General features: G+C 52.7%; 14 protein-coding genes and 1 pseudogene. 9 read left to right on the top strand and 6 right to left on the bottom strand.

The annotated features are described in order from the left end of the window. Positions 1-610: 610 nt before the first annotated feature. From GOM71_RS11535 to GOM71_RS11515, 5 genes and pseudogenes are all read left to right on the top strand, one after another. Complete coding sequence (locus GOM71_RS11535) at positions 611-1,606, top strand: ABC transporter ATP-binding protein (protein WP_156281157.1); 996 nt, start codon at positions 611-613, stop codon at positions 1,604-1,606. After that, entirely contained in the window at positions 1,606-2,418 is an 813-nt protein-coding gene (locus tag GOM71_RS11530; protein WP_156281155.1) for an ABC transporter permease, read from the top strand. Before GOM71_RS11535 ends, GOM71_RS11530 begins: the two co-directional genes overlap by 1 nt. After that, the gene (locus tag GOM71_RS11525) at positions 2,402-3,259 is read left to right on the top strand and encodes an ABC transporter permease (RefSeq protein ID WP_156281153.1); all 858 of its coding nucleotides are present in this window, start codon (positions 2,402-2,404) and stop codon (positions 3,257-3,259) included. Before GOM71_RS11530 ends, GOM71_RS11525 begins: the two co-directional genes overlap by 17 nt. A 24-nt stretch (positions 3,260-3,283) precedes the next feature. Then, positions 3,284-4,165, top strand: a complete 882-nt coding sequence (locus GOM71_RS11520) for a PhzF family phenazine biosynthesis protein (RefSeq protein WP_156281151.1) — start codon at positions 3,284-3,286, stop codon at positions 4,163-4,165. 49 nt (positions 4,166-4,214) lie between these two features. Continuing rightward, positions 4,215-4,358 (top strand): annotated as a pseudogene (locus GOM71_RS11515) (tautomerase family protein); the annotation flags it as partial. A 61-nt stretch (positions 4,359-4,419) separates the two neighbouring features. On the opposite strand, the gene map reads toward GOM71_RS11515, so the two are convergent. Together map and GOM71_RS11505 are read right to left on the bottom strand one after the other, a co-directional pair. Then, positions 4,420-5,166: a type I methionyl aminopeptidase gene (map, locus tag GOM71_RS11510; RefSeq protein ID WP_156281149.1), complete on the bottom strand. Its 747-nt coding sequence runs from the start codon at positions 5,164-5,166 to the stop codon at positions 4,420-4,422. Between the two features lie 486 nt (positions 5,167-5,652). Next, positions 5,653-5,832: a hypothetical protein gene (locus tag GOM71_RS11505; protein WP_156281148.1), complete on the bottom strand. Its 180-nt coding sequence runs from the start codon at positions 5,830-5,832 to the stop codon at positions 5,653-5,655. Positions 5,833-6,108: 276 nt separating this feature from the next. Here GOM71_RS11505 and GOM71_RS11500 point away from each other — a divergent pair, with 276 nt between their 5' ends. Both GOM71_RS11500 and GOM71_RS11495 read left to right on the top strand, forming a co-directional pair. Continuing rightward, entirely contained in the window at positions 6,109-6,615 is a 507-nt protein-coding gene (locus tag GOM71_RS11500; protein WP_156281146.1) for a hypothetical protein, read from the top strand. Between the two features lie 182 nt (positions 6,616-6,797). After that, positions 6,798-9,086 (top strand): ATP-binding protein, encoded by a 2,289-nt coding sequence (locus GOM71_RS11495; protein WP_173275511.1) that lies wholly within the window; start codon positions 6,798-6,800, stop codon positions 9,084-9,086. A 58-nt stretch (positions 9,087-9,144) separates the two neighbouring features. On the opposite strand, the gene chrA is transcribed toward GOM71_RS11495, so the two are convergent. Beyond that, positions 9,145-10,344 (bottom strand): chromate efflux transporter, encoded by a 1,200-nt coding sequence (gene chrA, locus GOM71_RS11490; protein ID WP_156281144.1) that lies wholly within the window; start codon positions 10,342-10,344, stop codon positions 9,145-9,147. 118 nt (positions 10,345-10,462) lie between these two features. Beyond that, entirely contained in the window at positions 10,463-11,032 is a 570-nt protein-coding gene (locus GOM71_RS24710) for a CatB-related O-acetyltransferase (RefSeq protein ID WP_301539625.1), read from the bottom strand. A 164-nt stretch (positions 11,033-11,196) separates the two neighbouring features. Between GOM71_RS24710 and GOM71_RS11480 the strand changes: the two genes are divergently transcribed. After that, on the top strand, positions 11,197-12,075 hold the full coding sequence (locus tag GOM71_RS11480; protein ID WP_156281140.1) for a lipoate--protein ligase family protein: 879 nt from the start codon (positions 11,197-11,199) through the stop codon (positions 12,073-12,075). A 21-nt stretch (positions 12,076-12,096) separates the two neighbouring features. Continuing rightward, positions 12,097-12,396 (top strand): antibiotic biosynthesis monooxygenase family protein, encoded by a 300-nt coding sequence (locus GOM71_RS11475; RefSeq protein WP_156281138.1) that lies wholly within the window; start codon positions 12,097-12,099, stop codon positions 12,394-12,396. An 824-nt stretch (positions 12,397-13,220) separates the two neighbouring features. Here GOM71_RS11475 and GOM71_RS11470 read toward each other — a convergent pair. Together GOM71_RS11470 and GOM71_RS11465 are read right to left on the bottom strand one after the other, a co-directional pair. Continuing rightward, positions 13,221-13,667, bottom strand: coding sequence for a threonine/serine exporter family protein (locus tag GOM71_RS11470; protein WP_156281251.1), 447 nt, complete (start codon positions 13,665-13,667; stop codon positions 13,221-13,223). 129 nt (positions 13,668-13,796) lie between these two features. After that, positions 13,797-14,522: a threonine/serine exporter family protein gene (locus tag GOM71_RS11465; RefSeq protein ID WP_173275525.1), complete on the bottom strand. Its 726-nt coding sequence runs from the start codon at positions 14,520-14,522 to the stop codon at positions 13,797-13,799. Between the last annotated feature and the right edge of the window lie 66 nt (positions 14,523-14,588).

The following is a 14,588-nucleotide window of genomic DNA, read 5'->3' as shown; positions in this document are numbered from 1 at the left end:
CGAATTATTAGACTCGATGACATAGATGTGTGAATAATATGGGAATTATGGCATCATTTTTTTAAGTTTAGGTCAAATATCCGCAATTGTCACGCAATATTTTTGTAAAATTATTCCCCATTATGTGAGGTTAATCGACAGTCATCATCCCCTTCATTTCTGCTGTTTTCGACATCAATCTGAACATTACTTCCCGCTGTTCCTTCCCTAGCAAAATAATCATTGCATGGAATCACCTTCCATGTTAGTATGTCTAAAATCATGGAAGGGTATCTAGGGATCCGATCCTGCAAGGGAGGCGAACCAAGCGATGCCAGCGACGGCAATACGCCAAAGCCACACCGTAAGGAATAAAAGGCCTTCGGAAAGTTCCGCCCGTATAGGGCGAGACTGTCCGAAGGCTTTTTTGTGCTTGTACAGAGGGCTAACCGCAACTGCGAAAATAGATGGACTTCCGGTTACTGTTGTTTTCAGATTTTCTAATTGGATTCCTTATAGTTAAAATCTGAAAACAAAGGTAAACGCTAACGCTCCTCCAGCTCATCTATTCTCTCCGTTTGCTCCTACGCCATATTGTGCACCAACAAAAATAAATAAAAGGGGAATCACCATGGCAACCATTCAAGTGGAGCAGTTAGGCAAGGCTTTCCGCATGAAAAAGAAACAGGAAGGCTTTGCCGGCAGCGTCAAATCGCTGTTCAAGCCAATTTACGAAGACAAGACCGCCGTCGACGGCATCACGTTCTCGGCTAAACAAGGCGAGACCGTCGCTTTTCTCGGTCCGAACGGCGCCGGCAAATCGACGACGATCAAAATGCTCACCGGCATCCTTCACCCGTCCACCGGCTCCGCCGAAGTGCTCGGCTGCTGTCCCTGGACGGAGCGAACGAAGCTGTCATACCGGATCGGCTCTGTATTCGGGCAAAAATCGCAGCTGTGGTACCACCTTCCGCCGATGGATACGTTCGAGCTGATGAGCCGTATTTACGAGCTGCGCCGCAGCGACTACTTACAGCGGCGCGATGCGCTGATCGAGCGGTTTGAGCTGGAGCCGTACATGCAAACGCCGGTACGAAAGCTGTCTCTCGGCGAACGAATGCGCTGCGAAATCGCCGCATCTCTTCTCCATCGTCCGCAGGTGCTGTTCCTGGACGAACCGACAATCGGTCTCGACGTCGTCGTTAAGCAGCGCATCCGCCAGCTGATCCGCGAACTGAACGAGCAAGAGGGAACGACCGTATTCCTTACCTCCCACGATGCAGGAGATATCGAGCAGCTGTGCGAGCGCGCGATCGTCATCAACTATGGCCGTATCGTTTTCAACGACCGGGTCGAACTGATGAAGCAGCGGTATATGACGCACAAAACGATCAAGCTCGTTCTTGCTAACGATCCCGGCAGCATGATCGTTCCCGGAGCGGAAATCGTGGAACGCAGCGGCGCGCGGGTTACGCTATCCGTAGACACTTCGCTCACAACCATCGAAGCGGCGCTGACAACCGTAATGGCCAATTGGCGAATCGTAGACGTCACTGTCGAGGATCCGCCGATGGAGGAAATCATTACGCGCATGTACAGTGATTTCGGAGAGGAGGCGCTCTCGTAATGGCTGGAACAGCCCTCCGCAAAAGCGCGAAATACGCATTCATTGGCAAAATAACGCTCCGAAACCAATTGGCCTACATCGTTGACTTCCTTATCCGCTCCTTGTTTCTGTTCCTTATCCTTTATATTTTTTTGCAGCTATGGCAGGCGACATTCCATGGGGAGGGCAGCGGTTCATTCATTTCCGGATACAATCTGAAACAAATCATGTGGTATCTGGTCATCACCGAATCGATGACCCTTGCATGCCCCAGCCTTTGCTCCAAGATCGAGGAAGAAGTGAAGAACGGCGACGTCGGCTACCGCCTCGTTCGTCCCATCCACTTCATCGCGTTTCATTATGTTGAATATATGGGCGAGACCGTCGTCCGTTTCAGTGTTAATATCGTGCTCGGCGGCCTGCTCGGACTGCTTATGCTCGGCCCTCCGGATTTAAGCTTCGGCTACCTGTGGCTGCCGCTCGCCGCCTTATTCGGCTTTACGGTCAATTTCCTGATGAATATGATGCTCGCCCTCTGCGCGTTCTGGGTAGAAGAAACGAAGGGCATCGAATTCGTTTACAACAAAATCTTGTTTACGATCGGCGGCATGCTGATGCCGCTGGAGCTTTTTCCGCAGGCGCTCCAAGCCGTCGCCCATTGGCTGCCATTTCAAGCGATTCTGTATATTCCGGCCAAAATCGCTGTTGCGTTTGACGCCTCCCAGCTCGCAGCAATGTTTGCTGTGCAGACGCTATGGATCATCGTCATCGGCGCGGTCGTGGCGTGGATTTACCGGAAAGGAGTGACAAAACTCAATGTCAACGGAGGCTAGGACGCAACCAACCGCAGCTCGGCATACCATCAGCGAGCACGAGCAGCCAGGCAAGCTGCGGCGGCAGCTTGTATTCATTCTGCGAAGCTGGACGCTGAACCTCGCCGGTGCGATGGAATTCAGGCTAAGTTTTCTGCTTACGGCAGGGATGATGATCGTCAACAACATCGTCTGGATTCTTTTCTGGGGACTGTACTTCAATCGGTTTCAAGTGCTGAACGGCTGGGAGCTGCACGACGTTATGATGATGTGGGCCGTGTCGGCAGGCGGCTTCGGCTTAATGGCCGCCTTTTTCGGCAACGCCGCGCGTATCGCCAATATTATCGCGACGGGCCAGCTTGACATCTATTTAGCCCAGCCGAAGCCGGTGCTGCTTCATGTGCTTATTAGCCGAATGTCGGTCAGCGCGATCGGCGACGTGCTGTTCGCACTGCTCATCTTTGCCATATTCGGTGACAAATCGGCGCTCGGCATCATCAAGTTTGCGCTGGCGTTAACGATCGCCGCCGTCATCTTTATTTTCTTCACCGTTATCGTCAACTGCCTGGCGTTCTGGCTCGGCAATACGGAGGGTCTCAGCTTTCAGCTGTTCAACGCCCTTCTGGCATTTACGACTTATCCGACGAGCATATTCAAAAGCTGGGGCAAGCTCGTCTTGTTCTCCGTCATTCCCGCAGGCTTCATCAGCTATTTGCCGATCGGCTTGCTGCGCGAGATCGAGCTGCCTTTTCTGGCTGGCGCGCTTGCCGTTGCGCTTCTGCTCGCCGCCGGCGGAACGCTGCTTTTCTACCGCGGACTGCGGCGCTACTCGTCAGGCAACATGATGTCGCTGCGGCGCTGAACAACAACAAATGGAGGCTTGATTATGGAATCCGTTAAGGTCTATCATTATGACTCCTTCAGCCCTGTTCCCCATAAAGGGAACCCGGCTGGGGTCGTGTTCAATGGAGCACAATTGTCTGAGGAGCAAATGCTCGATATCGCCAATAAAGTAGGGTTTAACGAAACAGCTTTCCCTCTTCCGTCCGATAAAGCCGATCTGCGCATTCGTTTTTTCACGCCCGGACATGAAATCAATCTATGCGGCCATGCCACTGTTGCAACCGTATATGCATTGGCAACGAAAGGGCTATTGGACGACAAAACAGACATCACCATCGAAACGAAAGCCGGCGTTTTGCCGATACGAATCGATAAAGCCGACGGCGTATTTTTCATTACCATGCGGCAAGCCGCTCCCGAGTTCCGCCCCTTTAACGGCTCGCTCCGCGAGCTGGCGGAAAGCATCGGACTTGAAGAGCATGACATCGATGATCAGCTGCCGACCCTGTATGGAAGCACGGGCACGTGGACGCTGCTCGTTCCGATCAAAAGGCTCGAAGCATTTAACCGAATGAAGCCTGCCAGCCAGCGTTTTCCGGACGTGCTGGAGGAGATGCCGCGAGCTTCCGTCCATCCATTTTGTCTAGAAACCTATGATCCCTCAGCTCACATGCATGCCCGGCACTTCTCATCGCCATTCTCCGGCACGACGGAAGATCCTGTTACCGGCACGGCTTCAGGGGTGATGGGCGCTTATTACAACAGGTACATTTACCAGCGCACCGATTATCAGCTTTCGCTGATCGTCGAGCAGGGACAGGAGATCGGAAGGGACGGCCGCGTTCATGTCACCGTTACGAACGGCAACATCATTGAAATTTCCGGACATTGCGTTCACGTTAACGATTTCGACGTCTCCCTTTAGCACCGGAGCGAAGTTACGCCGGAAGATGACAGAAGATTTGGAAAATTTTATACTATTTATGCGAATCGACGAGATAGTCGGCATTGCGCCGAATGACCTCGAGATCACGATATTTGAAACGCCGAAACAAAATTGGGGAATTCGAGGCTTGCCCGCAGACGAGCTGCAATTAAACTATAAGGTGAATGTTTAGCAACGAAAAAGCTGTTGGACGTTAAGGGTCGCCCCCTGCATCCAACAGCTTATTTTCATGATTATTGGGCGGTCAAAATGAGCGGTCCGTCCGCTGTAATCGCCAGCGTATGCTCGTACTGCGCCGACAGCTTGCCGTCTCTCGTGCGAGCGGTCCAGCCGTCCGCATCGATTTTCGTCAAATAGGTGCCGACGTTCAGCATCGGCTCGATGGTGAACACCATGCCCTCTTTAATACGAGGCCCTTTGTTTGGCGGCCCGTAATGCGGCACCTGCGGGTCCTCGTGCATCACTTGGCCGATGCCGTGGCCGATGAAGTCGCGCACGACCGAGAAGCCTTCCGCCTCGGCGTATGCTTGAATCGCATGGGACACATCGCCGATTCGGTTGCCCGCAACCGCTTGCTCGATCCCTTTGTAGAGCGATTCCTTCGTTACGCGCAACAGCTTATCCGCTTCCTCGGAAACTTGGCCTACTGCATAAGACCACGCGGAGTCCGCGAGCCAGCCATTCAAATTGACGACCATATCAATCGTAACGATGTCGCCTTCCTTGAGCTTCTCTTTTTTCGGGAAGCCGTGGCAGATGACGTCGTTAACCGATGCGCATGTTGCGTACGGGTACCCTTTATACCCTTTTTGCTCCGGCGTTGCGCCGTGCTGCTTCATGAACTTTTCAGCAAACTGGTCGATTTCGTGCGTCGTAATGCCTGGCGCAATCAGCCCGGCGATTTGACGATGAATTTCCGCAAGCAATTTGCCCGCTTCTTGCATACGGCTAATTTCAGCCGGTGTCTTGATCGTTATCATCTGTATCTCCTTCTTTACTCCTCATGTTCGTGTACTAAAAAGCATACATCAGCGACGAGCCCGCTTGCAACCCGCCTTACGGTTGCGATAAACTGTCGCTAACATTTAACGATTGGAGATGAAGAGAATAATGTAAAATTTCTTGCTGCCCCGTTTAAAGAATAAAGCCGTTTATTTGTGTTTTATTCTTTGGCCAGCAAGAAGGTTACCTTATTCTTTTCACTCTCAAAATATACCCTAATCCACCCCTCCGCCAGGGGTAGGTTTGCTGTATTCTTTTGGAGCTGCGAGAAAGGTATCTTTCTTGCAGCTCTTTTTATTTTGTCCAAGGAGGTGCATGACCTATGTCATTAATCAATGTAACCAACCTAACATTTGCCTATGACGGCAGTTACGATAACATATTCCTAATCGCCCTTTATATAAATAAATCCCCTTCAGGTCGAAGGGGATGGTTATTATAATTATTTAAAATGACCGCAATCATTATTCCGCTTCTCCCTCAGATGCTTCGGCCTCAGCCGCTTCCTCTTCTTCCTCTGCTGCTTCTTCTGCGGATTCTTCTTCCGCAGCTTCCTCTGCAGCTTCTTCCACAGCGGCAACCTCTTCGGCTGCTGCTTCTACTGCCTCTTCAGCAGCTTGTACTACTTCTTCTTCATGGCTCATCGTTATCACCTCCTAGGTCCTTGTTACTTCTAATTGTAGCGCTTTCATAGTAGATCACAAGAGGTGTAAAATGTCGTAATCTAAGAAGTTTTGATTGATTTTAGCCGGTTGTGGGAGCAGTCGGATTTCTATGATTCAGTGCCTATCAAAAAGCTGGACTTAAGTCCAGTTCACCCGTTACCCAAAGGACGAGGACAGCGAGGAACCTGCTATGGTATGCTGTAAACAACTTACAAATCACTCGGCGATTACGTTGTGAACAAAGGAGATAAACTCATGAGCAAAAAGGCAATTCTCGGCCCCGTTTTTATTTTATTCGGCGCCTACTTATTTCTAAACGAAGGCTCCAGCTTTGGCACAGGCGATATTTTCGCCTACTTCTGGCCCAGCTTGTTCGTCATTCCGCTAGGATTATTTTTTCATTGGATGTACTTCGCAATGACCGGCCGCAGAGGCGTCGGCATGCTTGTGCCCGGCGGCGTTCTGTTTACTGCAGGTATCGTATGCCAGATCGCCATGCTGTTCAACAACTGGGAGTATATGTGGCCGGGCTTCATTCTCGCACCCGCAATTGGCCTATTTGAGCTCTACTGGTTCGGCTCCCGCAACAAATGGCTGCTTATTCCGATCAACATCCTCACTGTCCTGTCGCTTTTATTTTTCGCCGTCTTCTCGATCGGCGCGTTCTTGAATGAAGTATCCGCGATGCGTCCGTTCCTCGCTATCGTATTCGTCGCAGGCGGTGCGTTACTCCTTATCGTCCGAAGCCGTAAAGAGGATTAAATAACAAAGAGTGAGCAATGACGGGAAGATTCATCCGTTGCTCACTCTTTTTTACGTTTACTAAAGGTTCGAACGCTCTTCCTCAACCGCCCGCTAATTCCCTCGCCGCTTTAACAAGGATTTTACACTATGCATGTCAAATGAATAAATATGCATCTAGAATCCCGCAGGAGGGCACATCATTGTCGATCAAATCTAAAATCGCCTGGTTTATTTCGCTAACGGTTACCGTTATTTTGCTGTTGAATATATCAATCTACTACCTCTCCTCGAAATCGGAGCTGCAAACGAACGCCGAGCAGCAGATGCTCGTCATCGCCAAGCAAATCGGCCAAACGCTGGAAGCCTCTCAAAAATCCCGCAAGATGATAGAGGATGCGCTAGGCGAGAAGCTTCGGACGGCAGCGATTGCCGCTCAGCAGCAGCTCAACCCCGACATCGACAAAGTCAGCAACGAAGAGCTCGTTCAGTTGAGCGAAGAGCTCGACGTTGACCATATAACGCTATGGAAACGGACAGACAACGACATTATCGTGCAGAAATCATCCGATCCCAATGAAATCAATATGAGCTCAAAAACGTGGGATTACTGGTATACGGCATTCAATCAGCTGTTTGACTTAAAGCCGGTAACCGTCCCGCAGGGGCAAAAGCTCGAACACTTCTGGTCGGGTCCGATCAACTTCTCATCCTCCAACCCTTCCGAAATTAATAAGTGGGGCAACTATTACGACGGAACGACCAATTACATGATCAATCCGTATATTCATGCCGACGTATTTCTAAAGTTTGAGCAATTGAACGGCAGCGAGGCGATCTCAGCTCAAGTGCTTAAAGACAACCCTTCCATTCTGGAGGTGACAGGCTTCGATCCTGATTTTGTCGGCAAGGAACCGATCATTAAAATGAAAAAAGGGATGCCGATCCGCAATTTGGATGTGCGCAGCGTCATTTTTGGCGATTACACCTATATGGACCAAGCCGACAGCGACAACATCCGGCTTGCCGCGCAAAGCGGCAAAGTCATCACGACCAAGCTAATTATTAACGGGCGCCATGTGTTAAAAAGCTTTATCCCGATTACCGGGCAAAAAACGTACGTCATCAGCGTCAACTTTGATCATGGCGTTATTCAGAAGACATTGTTCCGCCAATTGACCGTCCAAGCCATGATCTCGCTCGGACTCATCCTGATTACTGTCGCAGCCAGCTTTATTCTCGCAAGGCTCATTACCCGCTCGCTGAATCAAATTGTAATGAAGGTCAGCGATATTTCCAAAGGCCATTTCGGCGTTCAGCTGGCGGTAGAAAGCAGCGACGAGCTGGGCTTGCTGGCATCGAGGGTCAACATGATGAGCCATAACTTGCAAGCCTACACCTCGCAGCTCAAGGACGCCGCCGAGGAACTGAGGCATACGAAGCAGTATTTGGAATCGTTCGTCAATCATACCTCGGATGCGATTCACGTATCTGATCTAAGCGGCAGTGTCATTCAAGTCAACAAGGCGTTCGAGGCGCTTTACGGCTGGAGCGAAACGGAAGTTCTCGGCAAGCGGATTTCGAATGTTCCGGATGAATATATCGAGGAGCAGCGGCAGCTGCTGGCAATTGTCAAGGAAGGCGGCTCGATTGCCGACCATGAAACCGTCCGATATGACAAAGACGGCAACCCGATCGACGTCAGTATTACGGTATCTTCTATTCGCGATGAACAAGAGGCGATTGTAGCTGTTGCTTCCATTACGCGGAACATTACGGCGCGGAAGCATACCGAGGAAGTATTGCGCCGCTCAGAGAAGCTGTCCGTCGTCGGCCAGCTCGCCGCCGGCGTAGCGCATGAGGTTCGCAATCCGCTCACGACGCTCCGCGGCTTTGTCCAATTGCTCAAGAGAGACGGCAAGCTCGCTCCTGCCTATTTCGATATCATGCTGTCCGAGCTTGACCGCATCAACTTTATTGTCAGCGAGCTTCTCGTTTTTGCGAAGCCGCAAGCGAGCCGCTACCAGCTGACTGATATTCGCGAGACGTTGAATGACATCGTTATGCTGCTCGATTCGGAAGCAAATTTCTATAACATTCGCATTATCACCCGCTTTGACGATAACGTTCCGCTGTTGAAAGCCGAGCCGAATCAATTAAAGCAAGTGTTCGTCAACGTCATGAAGAACGGCATCGAGGCAATGAAGGACGGCGGCGATCTGACCGTCGAATTGATCTGCCATTCGGAGGACAGCATCCTCATTCGGATTGCGGATCAGGGCAGCGGCATCCCCGAGCAGGATATGGCCCGTCTATGCGAACCGTTCTTCACCCGCAAAGATGAAGGCACCGGCCTGGGGCTTATGGTCAGCCAGCAAATTATCGACAATCATAAAGGCAGCCTAAGCTTCAGCAGCGAGCTTGGCGTCGGAACAACCGTAGAAATCAAATTGCCGCTGCAGCAAGGAGCGGCAGCGGCAAGCACGAATTAGTTCGGGACTAGGAGGCTTCCTCCGGAGCTGCCAAACCGGCAGCCTCGAGTCATTCCGCCTAAACGAGTGCGAGCAGCGTTCCGCCCAGCATGCCCGCGAGCACAACAGCCCAAGGCGGCATTTTCCAAAATACAAGCATCAGAAACAGGACGAGTGCGAGCGCCAGATCAGCAGGTTCCATAATGGCCGTCGTCCATAACGGATTGTAGAGCGCAGCCAGCAGGATGCCCACAACGGCGGCATTCACGCCAGCTAACCCCCCTTGGGCCGACGGACTGTTCCGCAAGGAGCTCCAGAACGGCAAAGCCCCGGCGACGAGCAGAAAAGCAGGCAGAAAAATCGCCAGCGTGGCAATAACCGCTCCTGGAATGCCGCCTGCCATCGCACCCAAATAAGCTGCAAATGTGAAAAGCGGACCAGGTACCGCCTGCGCAGCGCCGTAACCGGTCAAAAACTGCTGCTCGCCGATCCAGCCTGCAGGCACGGTCTCCCGCTCCAGCAGCGGCAGTACAACATGGCCTCCGCCGAACACTAGCGAACCCGCGCGGTAAAAGCTGTCGAACATCGGCAGCCACAATCCGCTGTCTCCGTTCGCGTCAAAGAAAGCGCGGAGCAGCGGCAGCGCAAGCAGCAGCGCGGCAAACAGCGCGAGGCATGCCGCGCCCCATCGGCGGCTAATCGGCACCGCTAACGGCGGCGCAGCATGTACGGCCGCCTTGCGGTACAGCCAATAGCCAGCCAGTCCGGCAGCGGCAAGCAGCGCAATCTGGCTGACAGCAGTCTGCCATAGCAGGCTCACGGCCGCAGCCAGGATGGCAATTGTCGCTCGAATCTTGTCCGAAGCGAGCTTTTGTCCCATTCCAAGCACAGCTTGCGCTACGATTGCGACCGCAGTTATTTTGAGCCCGTGAATCCAACCCGAGCTGCTCACATCAAAGCCTTGCAGCAGCAACGCGAATAGCGTCAGCGCAACGACGGATGGCAGCGTAAATCCGATCCACGCCATCAGGCCGCCGAGCCAACCCGCCCGAATAATCCCGATGCCGATGCCAACCTGGCTGCTCGCAGGACCGGGCAGAAACTGACATAGCGCCATCAAGTCGGAATAGCTCTGCTCGTCCAGCCATTTGCGGCGGCGAATATATTCATTATGAAAATAACCCAAATGCGCAATCGGCCCGCCAAAGGACGTTAACCCCAGCTTTAGCGACACGAGTCCCACTTCCGTTAAGGCGCGCAGCCGTTCTTTAAACGTCATTTTTAAAACCACTCCCGTATGCAATCGTGATGCTTTCACAGTATCATTTTACGGGAAGCCTCTCTACTCCCTTTACATAAAAAAAAATAATCCGCCCGAGAACGGACGGATAGATCCTCTATTTGCCGAAAATTTTCGCGTACCGGAAGACGGCAGGGAAATTTTCCGACATCAAGAGCGGAATGACCTGCTCAATTTGCTGCGGTTCCCACTCCCACCACTTAATCTCCATCATGCGATCAATAATGTGCTGCGGAAAACGATACTTGATCACTCTCGCCGGATTCCCGCCTACGATGGCGTATGGCGGCACATTTTTGGTCACTTGCGCATTCGTCGCTATGCAAGCGCCATCTCCGATCGTCACACCGGACATAATCGTTGCGCCCATGCCGAGCCACACGTCATTACCGATGATCACATTGCCGTTCGATCGCGATACGTTCGCGATATAGCTGTACTCGGGCATAAACGCGCTGAACGGATAGGTGGTTCCCCAGTCATACCGGTGATTTCCTCCCAGCATAATGGTGACCCCGTTTGCAATTGAGCAAAACTTGCCGATTACAACAATATTGCTCACGCCATAGGCGAGCACAAGCGGTTCGCCATAAGTATAGGGACCGATGTACGTATTTCCGTTCAAAAAACGCGGCGGATGGGTAGCATACAGATGATTCATTCCCATTACTATCACTTCCTTGGCGTTCATTTGCTATCAATCTATTACAATTTAGTATATTCGGAATCAAGTCTCGCGCTACCGGTCAAATGCCAAATCATTAGCGGCGCCGGCAAAAATAATGGTATGATGGAGCCACATGAGTAAGCGGAAAGAAAGGTACGATAGCGATGACGAAGGAAGAAGGAGCTAGAGAGCTGCTCGTATTAGATCGGATGGGCGACGTGGCGTCCATGCATAAGAACATGGATCCGCTCTATTCGTTCGCTTTGGACGAGCTGCTGTGCCGCAGCACCGGCCGAGGCGGACCGGCGATATGCCATATTTGGCGCCATCCGCGCGCCTTCATTATGGGGCTTCGCGACAGCCGTCTTCCCGGAGCCGGAGAAGCCCAGCGATGGCTGGAGTCCGACGGCTGGGCCGCCGCCGTTCGGCATTCCGGCGGCGCTGCGGTGCCGCTCGATCTTGGCGTCGTGAACGTGTCGCTTATTTTGCCGAAAACGGATACGCTCGACTTTCATTTTCACAGCGACTTTGAACGAATGTACGAGCTCATCCGCGCTGCGCTTGCCGATACCGGCCGCCAGATCGACAAAGGAGAAATAGCCGGCGCATATTGCCCCGGCGACTACGACCTAAGCATCGGCGGCTTGAAGTTTTGCGGCATTGCGCAGCGCCGGCAGACGCACGCGTACATCGTGCAGGCGTTCGTCATCGCGGCAGGTTCCGGCCGCGAGCGGGCGCAGCTCGTCCGCTCCTTTTATGAGCGGGCGGCTGCTGGGGCTTTGTCCGTAACCGCCGCCGATTATCCGGCGGTTACGGACACAAGCACGGCCAGCCTCGAAGAGCTGGCCGGATTGGGCGGCGGCGCGGCAGGAGACGCAGCGGCGATCGCATTCGCCGATGCGGTGAAGCGCGTCATCCGCGCCGGCCAAACCGAAGAGGGCATGCGGCGCGCAGCCGCCGCGCTCGATATGCCCTCGGAGGAGCAAATCCGCGAGATGATTTGCACTTTACGGGAGCGATATACGATTAGAGACCGAAGTTAATCGAAAAAGGAGGAAGAAACTATGCTTTTGGAAGCGGTCATGCTGCAAGTAAAACCGGGGATGGAAGCCGAGTATGAGGAAGCTTTTCGCATAGCCTCCGGCATCATCTCCTCGATGAAGGGATATATCAGCCACGAGCTGCAGCGCTGCATGGAGACGGAGGGCAAGTATTTGCTGCTCGTCCGCTGGGAAACGCTCGACGACCATATGACCGGCTTTCGCCAATCGCCGGAATATCAAGAATGGCGAAAGCTGCTGCACCATTTCTACGACCCGTTCCCCGTGGTGGAGCACTTTGAACAGGTTGATCTCACGCGCTAACTAAGGAAAAGCAACTCGCTATCATGCTCTCGGTGCGGGTTGTTCCAGTTAACGAACCGCATTCGCTAACTAAGGAAAGTTACTTCGTTATTTCATGTTCTCGGCGCTGGTTGTTCCATTTAACGAACCGCATTCGCTGATTAAGGAATGTTACTTCGCTATTCATGCTCTCGACGCTGGCTGCTCCAGTTAACGAACCGCATTCGCTCATTAGAGAAAGTAACTTCGCTATTTGCTTCCGTTTGGTCGTGCGCGAGGGGGATAGCGAACCAGCCTTCGCTATTTGCGAAGGTTGGTTCGCGAATTGCGAAATTTGGTTCGCTACAGCGGGTTTGAGGTCATTTCGGCGCATGGTTAGCGAAGTTTGGTTCGTTAATTAGCGAAACAGCTTCGCTGTCGAGCTTGGTTCACGTTGCAAAGCAACTGTGTCGCTGCTGGTGACCATTGGGTGACCATATAACGAACCGCATTCGCTAACTAAGGAAAGTAACTTCGCTATCCATGTTCTCGACGCTGGCTGCTCCAGTTAACGAACCGCATTCGCTCATTAGAGAAAGTAACTTCGCTATTTGCTTCCGTTTGGTCGTGCGCGAGGGGGATAGCGAACCAGCCTTCGCTATTTGCGAAGGTTGGTTCGCGAAGTGCGAAATTTGGTTCGCTACAGCGGGTTTGAGGTCATTTCGGCGCATGTTTAGCGAAGTTTGCTTCGTTAATCAGCGAAACAGCTTCGTTAACGAATGGTTGATCGTTACGATACAAGACGCGAGACGAAACGCCAAGCGCCCGCCAAACAAAACAGCCTCAGCACCTCCCCCAACGGGAGGCTACTGAGGCTGTTTGGCTGCTGCGGATTTGCGCAGCACTTGGTTGACGACCTCGGAGAGTACGAGGCCAAGAGCAATTGTGCCGGAGAACATGAAGGCGCGGACGACCAGTTCGACAGCGGCGTTGTAGTCGTTCTCCACGACTTTGCGCATCGCGTCGTACGCAATGCCGCCAGGGACGAGCGGGATAATGCCGGAAACGTTAAATACGGTCACCGGCGTTTTATACCACCGCGCAAAAAACTGGCTGATCACCGTTACGACAACGACCGCAATGAGCGTCGACGGTATGGCGTGCACTTGCAGCTTCGTGCAGCATACGTACATCATCCAGCCGGCCATGCCGACCGCACCGCATTGCACGAGCGTCCGCTGCGGCGCATTAAATATGAAGCCAAACATCGCCGAAGCGATAAAGCTCGTCGCCAGTTGCCCTAACCACCACATCATGATCGCCCTCGCGCCTCCTCGCTATACAATCCAATCTCCCATGCAATTGATGATCCCCAGCCTGCTAGCAGCCTTTGCGTTGGGCAGACCTGCCGCAACGCACGCTCATTAGCGCCGCAATACCCGTCAAGCAAATGACAACACGACAGCAATTCCTGATCCAATCGCAAAAGCGGTCAAAAACGCCTCCGCCCCTTTGGACAGACCGGACACTAAATGTCCGGCCATCAAATCCCGCACCGCGTTCGTAATATGCAGGCCCGGTACTAGCGGCATGACGGATCCGATTATGATTTTATCCAATTGATCTCCTAAACCGAACTGAACCATCAGAACCGACACGACCCCGACAGAGATCGCAGCCATAAACTCGGCAAAAAACTTGACCGGCACGAGCCGGTGAAGCAGGACGAATAGCAGAAACCCGAGTCCTCCTGCCAGAACCCCCGGCAGAACGTCATGCCAGCTGCCTTGAAACATAATGACAAAGCAGCCGCTGGCAACAGCCGCGGCCGCAGTCTGCAGCCATTCGCCGTATGCGAAGGGCTGCGCCTCAACTTCATGTAACAGCGTATAGGCTTCCTCGGCTCCGAGTCTGCCGCTGACGATTCGCCGCGATATATCGTTAACCAGCGACACTTTGCGCAAATTGGTGGAACGCTCGGATATTCGGATGAGACGAGTCGACGGAGCCGTTCCGTCGATCGCAAACAGTATGCCCGTTGGCGTCACGTAGCTGTGCGAATCGGAATAGCCGTATGCGGCGGCAATTCGCATCATCGTATCTTCCACGCGAGACGTTTCCCCGCCGTTCTGGAGAATGATTTTGCCCGCCAGCATACATATTTTCATTACGTTGCGCTCGTCCTGCCAATCGCCGCCGCTTTGACCGCCAACCAATTCAGCGGCAGCTTCAGC

The sequence above is a fragment of the Paenibacillus sp. NEAU-GSW1 genome, assembly GCF_009737085.1.
Classification (GTDB): Bacteria; Bacillota; Bacilli; order Paenibacillales; family Paenibacillaceae; genus Pristimantibacillus.
The sequence above is the reverse complement of the archived record's forward strand: the minus strand, read 5'-3'. Positions and strand labels throughout refer to the sequence as shown.

Coding starts and splice junctions, on each gene's coding strand:
- GOM71_RS24710 (WP_301539625.1), bottom strand. CDS start 11,032: ATGGGAATGAATCATCTGTATGCTACCCATCCGCCGCGTTTTTTGAAC.
- GOM71_RS11520 (WP_156281151.1), top strand. CDS start 3,284: ATGGAATCCGTTAAGGTCTATCATTATGACTCCTTCAGCCCTGTTCCC.
- map (WP_156281149.1), bottom strand. CDS start 5,166: ATGATAACGATCAAGACACCGGCTGAAATTAGCCGTATGCAAGAAGCG.
- chrA (WP_156281144.1), bottom strand. CDS start 10,344: ATGACGTTTAAAGAACGGCTGCGCGCCTTAACGGAAGTGGGACTCGTG.
- GOM71_RS11525 (WP_156281153.1), top strand. CDS start 2,402: ATGTCAACGGAGGCTAGGACGCAACCAACCGCAGCTCGGCATACCATC.
- GOM71_RS11475 (WP_156281138.1), top strand. CDS start 12,097: ATGCTTTTGGAAGCGGTCATGCTGCAAGTAAAACCGGGGATGGAAGCC.
- GOM71_RS11470 (WP_156281251.1), bottom strand. CDS start 13,667: ATGTGGTGGTTAGGGCAACTGGCGACGAGCTTTATCGCTTCGGCGATG.
- GOM71_RS11500 (WP_156281146.1), top strand. CDS start 6,109: ATGAGCAAAAAGGCAATTCTCGGCCCCGTTTTTATTTTATTCGGCGCC.
- GOM71_RS11530 (WP_156281155.1), top strand. CDS start 1,606: ATGGCTGGAACAGCCCTCCGCAAAAGCGCGAAATACGCATTCATTGGC.
- GOM71_RS11480 (WP_156281140.1), top strand. CDS start 11,197: ATGACGAAGGAAGAAGGAGCTAGAGAGCTGCTCGTATTAGATCGGATG.
- GOM71_RS11535 (WP_156281157.1), top strand. CDS start 611: ATGGCAACCATTCAAGTGGAGCAGTTAGGCAAGGCTTTCCGCATGAAA.
- GOM71_RS11465 (WP_173275525.1), bottom strand. CDS start 14,522: ATGAAAATATGTATGCTGGCGGGCAAAATCATTCTCCAGAACGGCGGG.
- GOM71_RS11505 (WP_156281148.1), bottom strand. CDS start 5,832: ATGAGCCATGAAGAAGAAGTAGTACAAGCTGCTGAAGAGGCAGTAGAA.